The 16719-nt window shown below is 70.8% G+C and carries 18 protein-coding genes; 10 read left to right on the top strand and 8 right to left on the bottom strand.

The features are described 5' to 3' along the window. The first annotated feature begins 33 nt into the window (after window positions 1–33). Together ACQ452_RS24225 and ACQ452_RS24220 are read left to right on the top strand one after the other, a co-directional pair. Window positions 34–369, top strand: a complete 336-nt coding sequence (locus ACQ452_RS24225) for a YciI family protein (protein ID WP_433387579.1) — start codon at window positions 34–36, stop codon at window positions 367–369. Beyond that, window positions 362–1651: an RNA polymerase sigma factor gene (locus ACQ452_RS24220; RefSeq protein WP_433387577.1), complete on the top strand. Its 1290-nt coding sequence runs from the start codon at window positions 362–364 to the stop codon at window positions 1649–1651. The genes ACQ452_RS24225 and ACQ452_RS24220 overlap by 8 nt, the downstream gene beginning before the upstream one ends. A 26-nt stretch (window positions 1652–1677) precedes the next feature. Here ACQ452_RS24220 and ACQ452_RS24215 read toward each other — a convergent pair whose 3' ends face one another. The 3 genes from ACQ452_RS24215 to ACQ452_RS24205 form a co-directional block, all read right to left on the bottom strand. Further along, on the bottom strand, window positions 1678–2412 hold the full coding sequence (locus ACQ452_RS24215; RefSeq protein WP_433387576.1) for a class I SAM-dependent methyltransferase: 735 nt from the start codon (window positions 2410–2412) through the stop codon (window positions 1678–1680). A gap of 206 nt (window positions 2413–2618) precedes the next feature. Further along, window positions 2619–2981, bottom strand: coding sequence for a PH domain-containing protein (locus ACQ452_RS24210; protein WP_433387574.1), 363 nt, complete (start codon window positions 2979–2981; stop codon window positions 2619–2621). Window positions 2982–3068: 87 nt separating this feature from the next. After that, window positions 3069–3953 carry a LysR family transcriptional regulator gene (locus ACQ452_RS24205; RefSeq protein WP_433387572.1) on the bottom strand — a complete coding sequence of 295 codons (885 nt, stop codon included), beginning with the start codon at window positions 3951–3953 and terminating at the stop codon, window positions 3069–3071. An 85-nt stretch (window positions 3954–4038) separates the two neighbouring features. Here ACQ452_RS24205 and ACQ452_RS24200 point away from each other — a divergent pair, with 85 nt between their 5' ends. Both ACQ452_RS24200 and ACQ452_RS24195 read left to right on the top strand, forming a co-directional pair. Then, window positions 4039–4167 carry a hypothetical protein gene (locus ACQ452_RS24200; RefSeq protein WP_433387571.1) on the top strand — a complete coding sequence of 43 codons (129 nt, stop codon included), beginning with the start codon at window positions 4039–4041 and terminating at the stop codon, window positions 4165–4167. Continuing rightward, window positions 4164–4556 (top strand): VOC family protein, encoded by a 393-nt coding sequence (locus tag ACQ452_RS24195; RefSeq protein ID WP_433387569.1) that lies wholly within the window; start codon window positions 4164–4166, stop codon window positions 4554–4556. The genes ACQ452_RS24200 and ACQ452_RS24195 overlap by 4 nt, the downstream gene beginning before the upstream one ends. Window positions 4557–4625: 69 nt before the next feature. Here the strand turns inward: ACQ452_RS24195 and ACQ452_RS24190 are convergent, their stop codons facing one another. Both ACQ452_RS24190 and ACQ452_RS24185 read right to left on the bottom strand, forming a co-directional pair. After that, the gene (locus ACQ452_RS24190) at window positions 4626–4928 is read right to left on the bottom strand and encodes a hypothetical protein (protein ID WP_433387567.1); all 303 of its coding nucleotides are present in this window, start codon (window positions 4926–4928) and stop codon (window positions 4626–4628) included. A 182-nt stretch (window positions 4929–5110) separates the two neighbouring features. Continuing rightward, complete coding sequence (locus ACQ452_RS24185; protein ID WP_433387566.1) at window positions 5111–5416, bottom strand: 4a-hydroxytetrahydrobiopterin dehydratase; 306 nt, start codon at window positions 5414–5416, stop codon at window positions 5111–5113. 182 nt (window positions 5417–5598) lie between these two features. Here ACQ452_RS24185 and ACQ452_RS24180 point away from each other — a divergent pair, with 182 nt between their 5' ends. Continuing rightward, window positions 5599–6036 carry a (deoxy)nucleoside triphosphate pyrophosphohydrolase gene (locus tag ACQ452_RS24180; protein WP_433387564.1) on the top strand — a complete coding sequence of 146 codons (438 nt, stop codon included), beginning with the start codon at window positions 5599–5601 and terminating at the stop codon, window positions 6034–6036. Between the two features lie 130 nt (window positions 6037–6166). Here ACQ452_RS24180 and ACQ452_RS24175 read toward each other — a convergent pair whose 3' ends face one another. Genes ACQ452_RS24175 through ACQ452_RS24165 form a run of 3 tightly spaced genes read right to left on the bottom strand, consistent with a single transcriptional unit; the run spans window position 6167 to window position 10038 of the window. Then, window positions 6167–7264 (bottom strand): succinate dehydrogenase/fumarate reductase iron-sulfur subunit, encoded by a 1098-nt coding sequence (locus ACQ452_RS24175; protein WP_433387563.1) that lies wholly within the window; start codon window positions 7262–7264, stop codon window positions 6167–6169. 4 nt (window positions 7265–7268) lie between these two features. Continuing rightward, window positions 7269–9218: a fumarate reductase/succinate dehydrogenase flavoprotein subunit gene (locus ACQ452_RS24170; protein WP_433387561.1), complete on the bottom strand. Its 1950-nt coding sequence runs from the start codon at window positions 9216–9218 to the stop codon at window positions 7269–7271. 13 nt (window positions 9219–9231) lie between these two features. Next, on the bottom strand, window positions 9232–10038 hold the full coding sequence (locus ACQ452_RS24165; protein ID WP_433387560.1) for a hypothetical protein: 807 nt from the start codon (window positions 10036–10038) through the stop codon (window positions 9232–9234). 556 nt (window positions 10039–10594) lie between these two features. On the opposite strand from ACQ452_RS24165, the gene ACQ452_RS24160 reads away from it, so the two are divergent. The 5 genes from ACQ452_RS24160 to ACQ452_RS24140 all read left to right on the top strand — a co-directional run bounded on the left by ACQ452_RS24160 (window position 10595) and on the right by ACQ452_RS24140 (window position 16667). After that, on the top strand, window positions 10595–11650 hold the full coding sequence (locus ACQ452_RS24160; protein WP_433394388.1) for an ABC transporter ATP-binding protein: 1056 nt from the start codon (window positions 10595–10597) through the stop codon (window positions 11648–11650). Between the two features lie 114 nt (window positions 11651–11764). After that, entirely contained in the window at window positions 11765–12814 is a 1050-nt protein-coding gene (locus tag ACQ452_RS24155; RefSeq protein WP_433387558.1) for an ABC transporter ATP-binding protein, read from the top strand. Further along, the gene (locus ACQ452_RS24150; RefSeq protein ID WP_433387556.1) at window positions 12811–13815 is read left to right on the top strand and encodes an ABC transporter permease; all 1005 of its coding nucleotides are present in this window, start codon (window positions 12811–12813) and stop codon (window positions 13813–13815) included. Before ACQ452_RS24155 ends, ACQ452_RS24150 begins: the two co-directional genes overlap by 4 nt. A 12-nt stretch (window positions 13816–13827) precedes the next feature. Then, window positions 13828–14814, top strand: a complete 987-nt coding sequence (locus ACQ452_RS24145; protein WP_433387555.1) for an ABC transporter permease — start codon at window positions 13828–13830, stop codon at window positions 14812–14814. Between the two features lie 107 nt (window positions 14815–14921). Next, window positions 14922–16667 carry an ABC transporter substrate-binding protein gene (locus tag ACQ452_RS24140; RefSeq protein WP_433387553.1) on the top strand — a complete coding sequence of 582 codons (1746 nt, stop codon included), beginning with the start codon at window positions 14922–14924 and terminating at the stop codon, window positions 16665–16667. Window positions 16668–16719: the final 52 nt, after the last annotated feature.

Genomic DNA, 16719 nt, shown 5'->3' with positions numbered 1-16719 from the left:
TCCTGGTGACGACCCGACACCGAGGAGCGCCGAATGAAGTACCTGATGCTCGTCTGCAGCGACAGCGAACCGGACACCGACCGGACCGACTGGCCGGACATCGAGGCGTGGGTCGCGGAGAACGACGCGCGGGGCCGACGGCTGACGGGCGACGCGCTCGCGGAGACGTCGGCGGCCACCACTGTCCGCGTCCGCAACGGGGAGCTGCTGCTCTCCGACGGCCCGTTCGCCGAGACCAAGGAGGTGATCGTGGGCTTCGACCTGCTGGAGTGCGCCGACCTGGACGAGGCGATCGAGGTGGCGCGCACCCACCCGATGGCCCGCGAGGGACGGCTCGAACTGCGTCCGGTCGCCCGCCTGGATGGCTGACAGCCCCGCCGACCCGCTCGCGGTGGCGGCGGCCGTCGCCACCGCGAGCGCCGGGTCGTACGCCCGGATCGTCGCGACGCTGATCCGGGTGACCGGCGACTGGACCCTGGCCGAGGACTGCGCCCAGGAGGCGTCGGCGCTCGCGCTGACCCGGTGGCCGGCCGAGGGTGTGCCCGCCAACCCGGGCGGCTGGTTGATGACGGTGGCCCGCAACCGCGCGGTCGACGTGCTCCGGCGGGCCTCGGTGGAGCGGCGCAAGCTGCGCGAACTGGCCGTCCTCGCGCTGACCGGGCCGGGGCCGGTGGTCGAGCCGGAACCCGGGGTACCGGGGGAGGGGGAGATCGTGGACGACCGGCTGCGGCTCGTCTTCACCTGCTGCCACCCGGCCCTGGCGTTGGCGGCGCGGGTCGCCCTGACGCTGCGTACGGTCTGTGGGGTGCCGACCGTCGACATCGCGCGGGCCTTCCTGGTCAGCGAGTCGACCATGACTCGGCGACTCACCCGGGCCAGGGCGAGGATCGCCGCCGCCGGCATCCCCTACCGGGTGCCCGGCGGGCCGGCGCTCGCCGAGCGGCTGCCCGGCGTTCTCGCCGTGCTCTACCTGCTCTTCACCCGGGGCTACGACGCCGACGGCGAGCCTGCCTTCGCCGAGGAGGCGATCCGCCTGGCGCGGTTGCTCGACCGGCTGATGCCGGCCCAGCCCGAGGTGGCCGCCCTGCTGGCCCTCTTCCTGCTCCAGCACTCCCGGCGCGACGCCCGGCGCGATCGCGACGGCAACCTGCTCACCCTCGACCGGCAGGACCGCACCCGCTGGGACCACGCCGCCATCGCCGAGGGCGTCGGCATCCTGACGAGGATCACGGCGGACGGCCCGTACGCCCTCCAGGCCCGCATCGCCGCGTGCCACGCCACCGCCGCCTCGGCCGCGGCCACCGACTGGGTCGCGGTGGCCGAGGGGTACGACCGGTTGGTGGCACTGCAGCCGTCGCCGGTGGTGGCGCTGAACCGGGCGGTCGCGCACGGCTACGCGTACGGGCCGGCGGCGGGGCTGGCGCTGCTCGCCGTGGCCCGCCGCGACGGGGCACTCGACGCGTACCCGTCGGCGCTCGCCGTGGAGGCGGACCAGCTCGCCCGGCAGGGCGACCACCACCGGGCCGCCGAGCTGTTCCGGCGGGCGGCCGAGGCGCACTCCGGCGCCGAACGGCGGGCCCTGCTGGAACGCGCCGCCGAACTGCCCCGCCCTTCCCGGGTCACGACAGCGGGGGAGCAGCGGCCGGATTAGCCGCCCCGCGTGCCGCCGGGTGCGCCCTACCGGGTGCGGTAGACCGAGATGTGCGCGGGGCTGTCCGCCACGAAGGGCGACCGGTGCCAGTCGGCATACCGCTCGGCGAGCCGCAGGCCGGCCCGCTCCGCCAACTCGTCAATCTGCTCCGGCCAGAGATAACGCATCGCGAAGGGACGCAGGTGCACACCGTCCCGGTCGAACATGATGGTCTGCCGGACGAACGTCTGCGCCGCCCGGTCGTACTGGTGCAGACGGATGGTGGCCGAATCCTCGGTCACGGACCGCATCTGGACCTGCTCGTCCCGGTCGAAGTCGGCCGGGTCCGGCACGAACGTCTCGATGACGAACGCACTGCCCGGCGCGAGCACCCGCGCGACGTTGCGGAAGCAGGCCGCCTGCCGCTCGCTGTCGACCAGGTTGAACAGGGTGTTGAAGACCAGGTATGCCAGCCGGTAGGGGCCGCCGGTGACCGGCACGTCGGCCATGTCCCCGATGACGACCGGGATGTCGTCGCCGCCGGGCTTGGCACGCATCTTCGCCACCATCTCCGGGGACGCCTCGACCCCCTCGACGGCGACGCCCCGCTCGGCGAGCGGCAGCGCGACCCGGCCGGTGCCGATGGCTAGCTCCAGGGCGGGGCCGCCGTCGGCGAGCCCGGCGAGGAAGTCGACCGCCGGAGCCGGGTCCGGGTTGCCCGGGGCGTCATAGGTGTCGGCCCACAGCCGGCCGAAGAGACCGGGATCGTCGAAGACAGACATCACCGGCCTCCCCGGGTGGTGCGGTCGGCGGCGCGCTCCGGCGCAGGGGGTGTGCAGATGCAGGTGCTCACGAAGCCTCGATCCCGTGGGGTGGGGTCCCTGCCTGGACGGACCTCGACGCATCGGACATCGTCGTCTCCGTTCGCTCGACCTGCCCCCCACCCAATCGCCTGCCGACCCGCACCGGCAACCGCTTTACGGCTGGCTCAGCTGATGTGGTGCAGGATCACGTTGTGCACGTGGTGGCTCTTGTCGGCGCCCCGGAACTCCACCTCGTAGGTGTGCGTGCCGACGTGGATCGCGATGGCCCCGGTGGAGAAGAACGAGCCGCCCCACGACTTGTTGCTGACCACGCTGACGCTGGTGACCTTCGAGTAGGGGATGCTGGTGATGGCGAACCGCTTCCCGACGAAGGAGCGGTCCTGGATGATCACGCGCCGGTCGGTCAGGCCGATGAAGCCGGTGCCGGTGCCGACGGCGTCGTAGACGGCGATGATCTGTTCCCCCTGGAGCAGGCCGCTCTGGATCTGCTGGAACTGTTCCTTGCGGTCGTACGTCGGGTTGGCCATGTCCCCACGGTAGGCCGGGCGCGCCAACCGGAGATCACTGCCGGCGGGCGGGGACGAGGAAGGCTGCGGAAACGGGGCGGGTGCCCGTCAGGCCGTGTTCGCGTCGGTCGCGGCCCGGACGAACTCGTGGACCCGGGCCGTGCCGTTGCTCTCCCGCCAGACCAGGCCACGCCGGATCGGTGGCGCGTCGTGGATCGGCACGTACGCCACGTCGGGGCGCGGGTGGTAGCGGCGGGTGTGCTCGCCCACCGGCAGCACCCCCCGCCCCATCGCGACAAGCGTCAGCATCTCCGAGAACGTGTTGCCCGCCGGCCCCTTCGGCACCGGCCGCCCCGACGGGGTCCGCTCGGGGGTGCGGTCGCACTTGAACTCCGCCGAGGTCACGGCCGGGTACTGCACCACCGGGTGGTCGCCGAGCGTCTCCAGGGAGACGGACTCCTCCCGGGTCAGCGGGTGCCCGGCGGGCACCGCGAGCAACCGCCGCTCCTGCGTCAGCGCCGGCCCGCAGGCCATCCCGTCGAAGGGGTACGCGGCCAGCAGGACGTCGACGGAGCCGTCGAGCAGGCTCTGCCGGGAGGTGAGGAGCTGCGCCTCCCGCACCTCGACCCGGCAGTCGGGGTGGCGTCGGGAGAAGAGGGCGACGGCCCTGAGCAGCGTCGGGGCGGTCCACTCGCCGAGGAAGGCGACCCGCAACCGCCCGGTGACGCCCCGCCCCGCATCGACGGCCCGGCGTACGGCGTCGTCGATGCCGGCGACCAGCGGCGCCAGGTCGTCGGCGAGCCGCCGTCCGATCGGGGTGAGCTGCACGACCCGGCTGGTGCGGGCGAAGAGCGGGGCGCCGACGCGGCGTTCCAGCTTCCCGACCACCTGGCTGATCCGCCCGGTGGTCACCCGCAGGCGCTGCGCCGTCCGGCCGAAGTGCAACTCCTCGGCGAGGGTCAGGAAGGTCTCCAGCTCGTGTCGTTCCAGCACGTCCCGCCCATCGTTGAGTCCGGCTCAACGATGGTAGTGCGATCGTGTCTTGGTCGGGCCCGCCCGCCGGGGGATCGTGAGGGGCATGGAAACCACGACAGTCACCGACCACCTGGCCGCCCTCGACGCCCGCTGCGAGAGGTCGGCGAGAAGCTCCGCCCCGTCATCGTTCACCGACTGGCTGTGCCAGGCCCACCCCCTGGAGGCGAGGTGAGCGCGGTGCGGGTCACGGGCTTCGACCACCTCGTGCTCAACGTGACAGACGTCGAACGCGCGCTGGGCTTCTACTGCGACCTGCTCGGACTGGCCCCGGTGCGGGTCGACGAGTGGCGGGCCGGGCAGGTCCCGTTCCCCTCGGTACGGGTCGACGCGGGAACCATCATCGACCTCGTCCACCGGCACCGCGGGGAGTCCAACGTCGACCACTTCTGCCTGGTGGTGGAGCCGCTGGACTGGGCGCAGGTGCTCGCCTCGGGTGCCTTCGCGGTGATCGAGGGCCCGGTGGGCCGGTTCGGGGCGCGCGGCGACGCCACCTCGGTCTACGTGCGGGACCCGGACGGCAACCCGGTGGAACTGCGCTGGTACCCCCAGGACGCCGCCTGAGGGGGCCGTCGCCGCGAAGCCCCGCCGGCGCATCGAGGGGACGCGGGCGGGGCTTCGGGCGCGGTGCGACTAACGGTTGGTGCGCGGGTCGTTGTCGCGGCTGCGGCTGCCGGACTTGGCCAGGCCGCGGCTGATGAGGTAACCGATGGTCAGCAGGGTGATGTACCACCAGGCCTTGTCGGCCGCGAAATAGTCGCCGCCGTTGTCGGCGGCGCCGTCGCCGACGGCGTTCGAGGCGATCAGCACCCCGATCACCGAGAGCAGGTAGACGGCCAGCTCCGTGGTCTTCCAGGACGGCTTGGTCTCGTCGCCGGGCCGGTGCGTGTGCCGGACGTCGTGGTCGGTCGCGCGGTTCACGGTGGGGGTGGTCATGTCAGCTCCCAGAAGTGCGATATCAGATGATCAGTCCGGTACGGGGGCAGTTGTCTGCTCCCGTACCGGACTGATACCCGCGTCCCTTTCAGGGAAACACCAGCTTCCCCGGCCCTTCTCATCCGATCCGCCGCCGCGTCGACCGCCGGAAACCGGGCGCGTCGACGGCGGGTGGCGGGGGCTCAGGGCTGGGTGACCGCGCGGAAGGCATCCTCGATGCGGGCGGCCAGCAGGACCTCGCTCTCGGTCAGCGGAGCGTTGCCGTGCCCCACCCGGATCTGGGTCTGGTCCGCCCGGCGGGTGATCTCCGGACGCAGGCGCAGCGCGTCGGCGATCACCTTGACCCGCTCGGTGAGGGCCGCGTGCTGCGTGTCGTCGATGGCGAGGGTCCGTCGGAGCTGTTCGTCCTCACGGATCCAACCGGTCAGGAGGGTGAGGGCGTCGCTGAGGTAGTCGTGCTTGGATCGACCGCTGAACAGCGCGCGCATCACCGCACCTCCCAGGCGCCGTTGCCGGCCTGTGGCCAAATCGTCGCCGTCCCGTGTCTTGTCGGTGCCTCTAGTCTGTCGCCGCGTCCTGGGTGTGTCCACGCCCACACTTCCGGGTTCTCCTGCCCTGACGGTCGGCCACGGTACCCAAACCGCCGATTGATCTGGCACGCTGGACGCCCGTGCGGACCGAACGGGCTAATGGCGGCGGGCAGGCCGAACGACGGGACCTCAGGGTGATCGTCGGAGCGGCGATCATCAGGGACGGCCGGGTGCTCGCCTGCGCCCGTTCCGCCCCGCCCGAGGTGGCGGGCATGTGGGAGTTTCCCGGCGGCAAGGTGGAGCCGGGCGAGAGCGAGACCGCGGCGCTCGCCCGCGAGTGCGCCGAGGAACTGGCCGTACGCGTGGAGATCGGCGACCGGGTCGGCCGCAACGTCCGGATGGCCCACGGCCGCTGGGTGCTCAAGGTGTACGCGGCCCGCCTGCTGCACGGCGACCAGCCGCAGGCCCTGGAACACTCGGCGCTGCGCTGGCTCTCCGCCGACGAGCTGGAGACCGTCACGTGGCTGCCCGCGGACGCGCCCATCGTCACCGCCCTCCGGCCGATCCTCTCGCCCTGAACGGGAGCCGACACCCGAACGGAAGCCGACACCCGAACGGGAGCCGACACCCGAACGGAAGCGGGCAACCGGGCGGAAAGGGGACGGGGGCCGGCGGCATCAGCCGCGGCCCCCGTCGTCGTCAGCGCGCTCAGTGCTTGTCCTGCTCCGGGTGGGCGAAGTTGAGGTGCTCCGGGGGTAGCGGGAAGGTCACGTCGTCGCCGAACGGGGACGGCGCCGCCGCCCGGTCGAACGTGAGCTCCGTCAGCGGCAGCTTGCCGTGGTCGTCGACGGCCGGGGCGGTCGGCCTCGGCACCTCGCGGTCCCAGTTGACGCCCTGCTGCGCCTGCCTCTCGGCCTTCGGGTCGTGCGAGCCGCCGGCGTGCGAGTGCACACCACCGTGGGCCGCGCTGGCGCGTACGGCACCGCTGACGTGCCCGCCGGTCACCATGGTCTGAGGCACCTGACCCCTCCGGAAGATCTTGCTACCAAGCCACACCAGGGGATCGTACCTGCGGTCGACGACCCGTTCCTTCATGGGGATGATGCCGTTGTCCGTGATCTTGATGTGCTCGGGGCAGACCTCGGTGCAGCACTTGGTGATGTTGCAGAACCCGAGGCCCTGCTCGGCCTGCGCGTACTCCTTGCGGTCGGCGTTCGTGTCCAGCGGGTGCATGTCCAGCTCGGCGGCCCGGATGAAGTACCGCGGCCCGGAGAACGCCTGCTTGTTCTCGTCGTGGTCGCGGATGACGTGGCAGACGTTCTGGCACAGGAAGCACTCGATGCACTTGCGGAACTCCTGCGAGCGTTCCACGTCGACCTGCTGCATCCGGTACTCGCCGGGCGCCAGGTCGGCCGGCGGCGCGAACGCCGGCGTCTCCCGGGCCTTCTCGTAGTTGAACGAGACGTCGGTGACCAGGTCCCGGATCACGGGGAACGTGCGCAGCGGGGTGACCGTGACCGTCTCGTCCTCCGTGAAGGTCGACATGCGGGTCATGCAGCTCAGCCGCGGCTTGCCGTTGATCTCCATGGAGCAGGAGCCGCACTTGCCGGCCTTGCAGTTCCAGCGGCAGGCCAGATCCGGGGCCTCCGTCGCCTGGAGCCGGTGGATGACGTCGAGGACGACCTCGCCCTCGTTCACCTCGACCGCGTAGTCCTGCAGGTCGCCGCCGGTCTCGTCGCCGCGCCAGATACGGAACTGGCGCTTCGCGCCCGGCTTGCCGGGCGCCGGAGAGTCCTGGGTACCCATGTCGTCAGCGCTCCTTCTCGGTCTCGACGTCGGCGGCGGAAGCGTCGAACTCGGCGAGCTCCTCCTCCGTGAGGTACTTGGCCAGCTCCGCGCGGTCGAAGAGGCCGATCAGCTCCGGGCGCATCCGCGGCAGCGGCTTGCGATCCAGCCGCACCGTGTCGCCGTCGAGGGCACAGACCAGGTTGACCCGGCGCCACGCCGGGTCCATCGCCGGGTGGTCCTCCCGGGTGTGCCCGCCGCGCGACTCGCGCCGCTCCAGCGCCGCCTTCGCGGTGCACTCCGAGACCACCAGCATGTTGCGCAGGTCGAGCGCCAGGTGCCAGCCCGGGTTGTAGCGCCGGCCGCCGCTCGCGCTGACCTTCGCCACCCGCTCCCGCAGCTCCGCCAGCCTGATCAGCGCGTCCGCCAGCTCGCCCTCCCGGCGGATGATGCCGACCAGATCCCCCATCACCGCCTGGAGGTCCTGCTGGAGGGTGTACGGGTTCTCGCCGGTGTCGCGCTGCAACGGCGCGAGGGCCGTCTCCACCGCGGCCTCCACGTCGGCGATGCCCACCTTCGGGCGCGCGGGCAGGCCGTCGGCGTACGAGGCGGCGTGGCCGCCGGCACGCTTGCCGAACACCAGCAGGTCGGACAGGGAGTTGCCGCCGAGCCGGTTGGAGCCGTGCATGCCGCCGGAGACCTCGCCCGCCGCGAAGAGCCCCCGCACGTGGCCGAACGCGGCCCCGCTGTCGGGATCGACCTCGACGCCACCCATCACGTAGTGGCAGGTGGGCCCGACCTCCATCGGCTCCCTGGTGATGTCGACGTCGGCCAGCTCCTTGAACTGGTGGTACATCGACGGCAGGCGGCGACGGATCTCCTCCGCCGGCTTACGGGAGGCGATGTCGAGGAACACGCCGCCCGAGGGGGTGCCCCGCCCGGCCTTGACCTCGCTGTTGATCGCCCGGGCCACCTCGTCGCGCGGCAGCAGCTCCGGCGGGCGCCGGTTGTTGTCCGGGTCGGTGTACCAGCGGTCCGCCTCCTCCTCGGTCTCCGCGTACTGCTTGCGGAAGACGTCGGGGACGTAGTCGAACATGAACCGCTTGCCGTCGGAGTTCTTCAGCACGCCGCCGTCGCCGCGCACCGACTCGGTGACCAGGATGCCCTTCACCGAGGGCGGCCAGACCATGCCGGTCGGGTGGAACTGGAGGAACTCCATGTTGATCAGGGTCGCGCCGGCCCGCAGGGCCAGCGCGTGCCCGTCGCCCGTGTATTCCCAGGAGTTCGAGGTGACCTTGTAGGAGCGTCCGACGCCGCCGGTCGCCAGCACCACCGCCGGCGCCTCGAAGAGGATGAACTCGCCGGACTCCCGGTAGTAGCCGAACGCGCCGGCGATCCGGTCGCCGTCGAGCAGCAGCTCGGTGATGGTGGTCTCGGAGAAGACCTTGATCCGGGCGTCGTACGAGCCGTGGTCGCGCTTGTCCTCCTGCTGCAGCGACACGATCTTCTGCTGGAGGGTGCGGATCAGCTCCAGGCCGGTGCGGTCGCCGACGTGCGCCAGCCGGGGGTACTCGTGGCCGCCGAAGTTGCGCTGCGAGATCTTCCCGTCCTTGGTGCGGTCGAAGAGCGCGCCGTACGTCTCCAGCTCCCAGATGCGCTGCGGCGACTCCTTCGCGTGCAGCTCGGCCATCCGGAAGTTGTTGAGGAACTTGCCGCCGCGCATGGTGTCGCGGAAGTGCACCTGCCAGTTGTCCCGGCTGTTGACGTTCCCCATCGCGGCGGCGGCGCCGCCCTCGGCCATCACCGTGTGCGCCTTGCCGAAGAGCGACTTCGAGATGATCGCGGTCTTCTTGCCGGCGAGGCGGGCCTCGATCGCCGCGCGCAGGCCGGCGCCGCCGGCGCCGATCACGACGACGTCGTAGTGGTGTCGTTCGATCCGCGTGGTAGCGCTCGTCTGGTCGTGAGAATTGGTCATGTCAGGGGGCCCTCTAGTTGATGAACCGCAGGTCGTTGAACCACCCGGCCGCGAGCGCCATGACGTAGAAGTCCGTCAGGGCCAGCGTGCCGAGGGTGATCCAGGCGAGCTGCATGTGCCGGACGTTCAGGGCGGAGATGAAGGTCCAGGCCCGGTAGCGCACCGGGTGCTTGGAGAAGTGCTTGAGCCGCCCGCCCATGATGTGCCGGCACGAGTGGCAGGAGATCGTGTACGCCCACAGCATGACCACGTTGACGAGCAGGATGATGTTGCCCAGCCCGAACCCGAAGCCCTTGGGGGAGTGGAAGGCGAGGATCGCGTCCCAGGTGTTGATCAGCGAGATGATCGCGGCGGCGTAGAAGAAGTAGCGGTGCAGGTTCTGCCCGAGCAGCGGGAACCGGGTCTCGCCGCTGTAGGACTTGTGCCCGTCCGGCACGGCGCAGGCGGGCGGCGACAGCCAGAACGAGCGGTAGTACGCCTTGCGGTAGTAGTAGCAGGTGAGCCGGAACAGCAGCAGGAACGGCAGCGTCAGCGCGGCGTCCGGGATGATCCACCAGTCGGGCAGGAACCGTCCGAAGTGCGCGGCCTCCGGCAGGCACCGGTCGGTCACGCAGGGGGAGTAGAACGGGGTCAGGTAGTGGTAGTCCTCGACCCAGTAGAAGTCGTGCATGAAGACCCGGACCGTCGCGTACGCCACCCACGCGCTGAGCCCGATCACGGTGATCAGCGGGGCGAGCCACCAGCGGTCGGTGCGCAACGTCTTCGCCGCGATGGCGGCGCGCGCCCGCGCCCCCCGCGGCCTCGTTGCCGTTGATGTCATTCGAGTCGTCTCCCTGACAGGACCCGCACGGGCGGATCAAGTTCCGGTCGGCACGCGGACCGGCGACCCCGTGCCCGCTGCCACGTCTTGCGCACGCCAACGACCGCACCGGCACGGCGCAGCTAGGTGACATACGTTACGCCGATCTTCGCGAGCCGTCCGCGCAAGGCAGTGTCCCGTGTGTCCCCGCTGGTGGGAACCCCTGGACGATGATCGATGTCCGGATGTTAAGAACCTCACGGCACGCCTGTCCCGGATATCGCGGCCGCTCACCCGGAAGCGTCGTCGGCCGCCCGCGCGCCGACGTCCGCCGCGCGGGGCGGAGGGTGGGGCCGTGGGCGGGCGGCGGGGCGCGCGTTCCAGTCGTGGCCATGGATGTGCTGGTAGGGGCTGTTCACACCCGTTGCAGAGTCGTTACGCTGTGGCCCGCTGACAGCCCCGTCCATGTAGCTTACTTTCACCCTCAGCGGTTTCTTGTAAGTTCTCTTCGTTGCTGAGGGAGGCGGTCGTGGACAGGCCGGAGTCGGCGCCGTCCGGGGAACCGGGCCGTCCCAGCGTGCCGGAGCAGCGCTCCGATCAGGATCCCTACCTGCGGGTCAGCGACCTGCGGGTCCGGTTCGACACCGAGGACGGCGTGGTGCGGGCCGTCGACGGGGTGTCGTTCGAGGTGGCCCGTGGACGCACCCTCGGCATCGTCGGCGAGTCGGGCTCGGGCAAGAGCGTGACCTCGCTGGCCATCCTCGGACTGCACAGCACCAAGCGGGCCAGCATCACCGGGGAGATCTCCGTCGGTGGCCGCCAGCTCGTCGGCCTGCCCGACGAGGAGATACGCCGCCTGCGCGGCCGGGACATGGCGATGATCTTCCAGGATCCGCTGTCCGCCCTGCACCCGTACTACACCGTGGGCAAGCAGATCGCCGAGGCGTACCGGGTGCACCACCCGAAGGCCGGCCGGCGCGAGGCACACCGACGCGCGGTGGACATGCTGGGCCGGGTCGGCATCCCGCAGCCGGCCCGCCGCTTCGACCAGTACCCGCACGAGTTCTCCGGCGGCATGCGGCAGCGGGCGATGATCGCCATGGCGCTGGTCAACGACCCGGACCTGCTGATCGCCGACGAGCCGACCACCGCCCTGGACGTGACCGTGCAGGCGCAGATCCTCGACCTGCTGGCCGACCTCCAGGCCGAGTTCCACTCCGCGGTCATCCTGATCACCCACGACCTGGGCGTGGTCAGCCGGGTCGCGGACGAGGTGCTGGTCATGTACGGCGGGCGGGCCGTCGAACACGGCAGCGTCGAGCAGGTGCTCCGCCGGCCGCAGCACCCGTACACCTGGGGTCTGCTCTCCAGCGTGCCCTCGCTGCACGGCGACGCGGACGCGGACCTGGTGCCCATCCGGGGCAACCCGCCGAGCCTGATCAACCTGCCGCCCGGCTGCGCCTTCCACCCGCGCTGCCGCTACGCCGACCGCAACGGCGACCGGTCCCGCACCCAGGTCCCCGAGCTGCGCCCGGCGGGAGCGCCCGGCCACCTGGTCGCCTGCCACCTCTCCGCCGACGACCGCACGCGGCTCTACGCCGAAGACATCGCCCAGGTGGGAGTGGCCCGGTGAGCGCGAGGAACGCAGCGCAGCGGAGTACCGCAGTCGCGAACGAAGGTGGGCTCCGGTGAGCGCGAGGAACGCAGCGCAGCGGAGTACCGCAGTCGCGAACGAAGGTGGGTTCCGGTGAGCGACGAGACCGTGCGGGCCACGGACACCGTGGAGCCGTTGCTGCGGGTGCGTGGGCTGGCCAAGCACTTCCCGGTCCGCAACGGCCTGCGGCGCGGCGGGCTGGTCCGGGCCGTGGACGGGCTGGACTTCGACGTGCGGCCGGGCGAGACCCTGGGCCTGGTGGGCGAGTCGGGCTGCGGCAAGACGACCACCGGGCGGATGCTCGTCCGGCTGCTGGAGCCGACGGCCGGCAGCATCGAGTTCGCCGGGCGGGACATCACCCACGCGGGCCGCCGCGAGCTGCGCGCGCTGCGACAGGACCTCCAGATCATCTTCCAGGACCCGTACGCCTCGCTGAACCCCCGGCACACCGTCGGTGGGATCGTGGCGATGCCGTTGCAGGTCAACGGGATCAACCCGCCGGGCGGGGTGAAGAAGCGGGTCCAGGAGCTGCTGGAGCTGGTGGGGCTGAACCCGGAGCACTACAACCGCTACCCGCACGAGTTCTCCGGCGGCCAGCGGCAGCGCATCGGCATCGCCCGGGCGCTGGCGCTGCAACCCAAGCTGATCGTCGCCGACGAGCCGGTCTCCGCCCTCGACGTGTCGATCCAGGCGCAGGTGGTCAACCTGCTGCGCGACCTGCAACGCGACCTGGGCCTGGCGTTCGTCTTCATCGCCCACGACCTGGCCGTGGTCCGGCACTTCTGCCAGCGGGTCGCCGTCATGTACCTGGGCAAGATCGTGGAGATCGGCGACCGGAACGACATCTACGAACGGCCGCAGCACCCGTACACCCGGGCCCTGCTCTCGGCGATCCCCGACGTGACCCAGCTCGGCGCGCCCGGGCGGATCCGGCTCTCCGGGGACGTCCCGACGCCGCTGGACCCGCCGTCGGGTTGCCGCTTCCGCACCCGGTGCTGGAAGGCGCAGGAGCGGTGCTCCACCGAGGAGCCGGCGCTGGTGCCGCGCGACGGCGACCAGGCCACCGCCTGCCACTTCCCGGAGACGGGCCCGGTCGCCGCGACGGGCGGGGCCGGCACGAGCGCCGAGGAGGTGTCGAAGTGAGTCTGTCCCCCGTCGAGGGCACGGCGCTGGCCGAGATCGAGTCCGGCGGTGCCGCCGCAGGCGAGCAGCAGGCGATGGTCGGCCGTTCACCCGGCCAGCTCGTCCGCAGCCGGCTGCGCAATGACCGCACCGCCCTGGTGAGCGGCGTGGTGCTGGTCTTCTTCGTGCTGCTGGCGATCGGTGCGCCCCTGGTCCAACGGCTCTACGGGGTGTCGCCGAACCAGCAGTTCGGCGACCTGCTGGACAGCACGGGGATGCCGCTGGGCTACGTCGGCGGGATCAGCGGCGACCACTGGTTCGGCCTGGAGCCCGGCCTCGGCCGGGACATCTTCGTCCGGATGATCTACGGCATCCGCACGTCGCTGCTCATCGCGCTCGGCGCCGCCGTGATCACCACGACGATCGGCGTGGTCCTCGGAATCCTCGCCGGCTACCTCGGCGGGGTGGTGGACGCGGTGATCAGTTGGATCACCGACGTCGCCCTGGCGATGCCGTTCCTGATCTTCGCGCTGGCCGTGGTGCCGACGTTCTCGCTGCGCTTCTACGGCCCGCGCGACGAGGTGCCGACCTGGTTCGCGGTCACCACGCTGATCGTGGTCTTCACCGCGTTCGGCTGGACCAGCACCGCCCGGCTGGTGCGCGGGCAGGTGGTGTCGCTGCGCGAACGCGAGTTCGTCGAGGCGGCGAAGGCCAGCGGCGCGGGGCTCGGGCACATGCTCTTCCGGCAGTTGCTGCCGAACATCTGGGCCCCGGTCCTGGTGTCGTTCTCCCTGCTGGTGCCCTCGTACGTGACCAGCGAGGCGGCGCTGTCCTTCCTCGGCGTGGGCCTGCCCGAGTCGGTGCCGAGCTTCGGCCGGATGATCTACCGGAGCATCGACTACCTGCAGACCGACGCGGCCTACGTCTTCTTCCCCGGCATCACGATCTTCGCGCTCGTGCTGGCGTTCAACCTCTTCGGCGACGCGTTGCGTGACGCGCTCGACCCGAAGTCGTCACGGTAAGGGGTTCTGCGCATGGTGCGCTTCCTGCTGAAGCGGGTGCTGCAGGCGGTCTCGGTACTGTTCGCGGTGAGTGTGGTCAGCTTCCTGCTGTTCTTCGCTCTCCCCGCCGACCCGGTGACCGGCATGTGTCCGAAGAACTGCAACGCCGAGCGACTGGAGCGGGTGCGTACCGAGCTGGGGCTCAACGACCCCAAGGTGGAGCAGTACGCCAACTACATGAAGGGCATCTTCGTCGGCCGCGACCTGGGCACCGCCCAGGGCGGCGAGTGCGCGGCGCCCTGCCTCGGCTACTCGTACGTCAACAGCGAGGCGGTCAGCGACACCTTCGCCCGGGTGCTGCCGGTGACGCTGAGCATCGTCCTGCCGGCGGCGGTGCTGTGGCTCGCCATCGGGGTCGGGCTCGGCATGGTCTCCGCCCTGCGGCGGGGCTCCCTGCTGGACCGGATCTCGATCGGTCTCACCCTGACCTTCGCCTCGCTGCAGCTCTACTTCGTCGGCGCGGTGCTGCTGCTGATCTTCGTCTACACCCTGAAGATCCTGCCCACGCCCCGGTACACGTCCCTGTTCGAGAATCCGGTGGAGTGGGCGCGGGGGCTGGTGCTGGCCTGGGTCACCCTGGCGTTGCTCTTCTCGGCGATCTACGCCCGGCTGTCCCGGGCCCAGATGCTGGAGACGCTCTCGGAGGACTACGTGCGCACGGCCCGGGCCAAGGGCATGCCGAAGCGGCAGGTGTACGGGCGGCACGCGTTGCGCGCGGCCATCACGCCGATCGTCACCATCGCCGGCCTCGACGTGGGCACGGCGCTCGGCGGCACGGTGATCACCGAGACCACCTTCGGCATCCAGGGTCTGGGACGCACGGCGGTGGAGGCGGTCAGCCAGGGGGACCTGCCGACCATCATGGCCACCGTGCTGATCTCCGCGCTGTTCGTGGTCGTCGCCAACATGGTCGTCGACCTGCTCTACGCGTTCATCGATCCCCGGGTGCGCCTCGGCTGACCCGCCGTGACCCGGTGTCGATCGTTGCGGCCCCGTTATCTGATCGAAATCTACCGACCAGGGAATCTGAGCGAAGCTTTCCTTCATCGTGATCCGGAGGAGTAAGTATGCGAGCAAGGCGCGTCACCGCCCTGGGCGGTGCGATAGCACTGATGGTCTCCCTCGGTGCGTGCAGTGAGAACACCGGCGACGACACGGGCGGCGTGGACACCACCAAGCCCCGCTCCGGTGCCATCGCCACGGACCCCAAGGACTCCCTCGGCCCGGCGCCCGAGGTGCCCGGCGCCGCCAAGGGCGGCACCTTCTACATCCTGCGCGAGAACAAGATCTCGCACATGGACCCGCAGCGGGCCTACTCGTTCGCGGGCCTGATGGGAAGCCAGCTCTACGCCCGCTTCCTCACCACGTTCAAGGACGACGGCAAGGGCAACGTGACCCTGGTCGGCGACCTGGCCGAGACCCCCGGGACCAACGTCAACAACGACTGCAAGGTCTGGGAGTTCAAGGTCAAGCAGGGGGTGAAGTTCGAGGACGGCCGGCCGATCACCAGCAAGGAGATCGCGTACGGCATCGCCCGGTCCTTCGACCCGGACCTCACCGGCGGCCCGACCTACCTGCAGGAGTGGCTGACCGACAGCCCGCAGTTCGACACCAAGTGGGACTTCAAGGCCAACAAGACGTCGCTGCCGCCGGGGCTGACCACGCCGGACGAGCGGACGCTGCGCTTCGAGTTCAACAAGCCCCGCTGTGACCTGCCGTTCGCCGTTTCGCTGCCGGCCACCGCGCCGCTGCCGGCCGACAAGGACACCGGCGTCAACCTGGACAACCAGCCGTTCTCGTCGGGCCCGTACAAGTTCACCAAGCACACCCCGGGCGTCGAGATCGTGCTCGAGCGCAACGAGCACTGGGACCCGGCCACCGACGCCGTGCGCCACCAGTACCCGGACAGGTTCATCTGGTCGCTGGGCGCCGACCAGGCCGCCCAGACCAACCGGGTGCTCGCGGGCACCGGCAACGACGCGGCGGCGGTCGCCACCGGCGGTGTCCCGTCGGAGCTGATCGCCAAGGTCACCGGCGACCCGAAGCTCAAGGAGCGGATGATCGTCGCCGCCACGCCGAACGCGTACCGGCTGAGCATCAACACCGCCCGGGTCACCGACCTGTCGGTGCGGCAGGCGATCAACCACGCGATCGACCGGACCAGCATCACCAAGAACCTCGGTGGCCCCTACGGCGCCGTGCCGCTGACCACGCTGCTGCCGCCCACCACGCTCGGCTACAAGCAGTTCGACGCGTACCCGGCCGGCGACAGCGGCAACCCGGAGAAGGCCAAGGAACTGCTCGCCGGCAAGGCGCAGAACCTGGTCCTGCTCACCTCCGACGTGACCAGCTCCCAGGAGCGGGCTGCCCAGATCAAGAACGCGCTGGAGAAGGCCGGCTTCACCGTCACGATCAAGACGATCCCCGAGGACGGCTACCTCGACACGGTGAAGAAGAAGGACAACCCGTACGACATCTGGGTCGACTCGTGGGCCGCCGACTGGCCCAGCGGCGCCTCGATCCTGCCGGTGCTCTTCGACGGCCGTGGCCTCAAGGCCGAGGGCAACAGCAACAGCTCGCAGCTCAACAACGACGCGCTCAACGCGGAGTTCGACCGCGTGCTCGCGCTCGACCCCGCCAAGCAGGCCGAGGAGTGGAGCAAGATCGACGAGCGACTGATGAAGGAGTCGGCGCCCGCCGTGCCGCTCTACACCGAGGTGGTCTCCATCGCCCACGGTGAGAAGGCCGGCGGCGTCTTCGTCGGCAGCATCTTCGGCTGGCCGAGCTTCGTGGACGCCTACGTCAAGCAGTGACACCACCCGCACGCCCGTAGTACCGAACGGACCGGCCCCCGGTCGACAACGC

Source organism: Micromonospora sp. KLBMP9576 (genome assembly GCF_050941805.1).
Taxonomy (GTDB): Bacteria; Actinomycetota; Actinomycetes; order Mycobacteriales; family Micromonosporaceae; genus Micromonospora.
The sequence above is the reverse complement of the archived record's forward strand: the minus strand, read 5'-3'. Positions and strand labels throughout refer to the sequence as shown.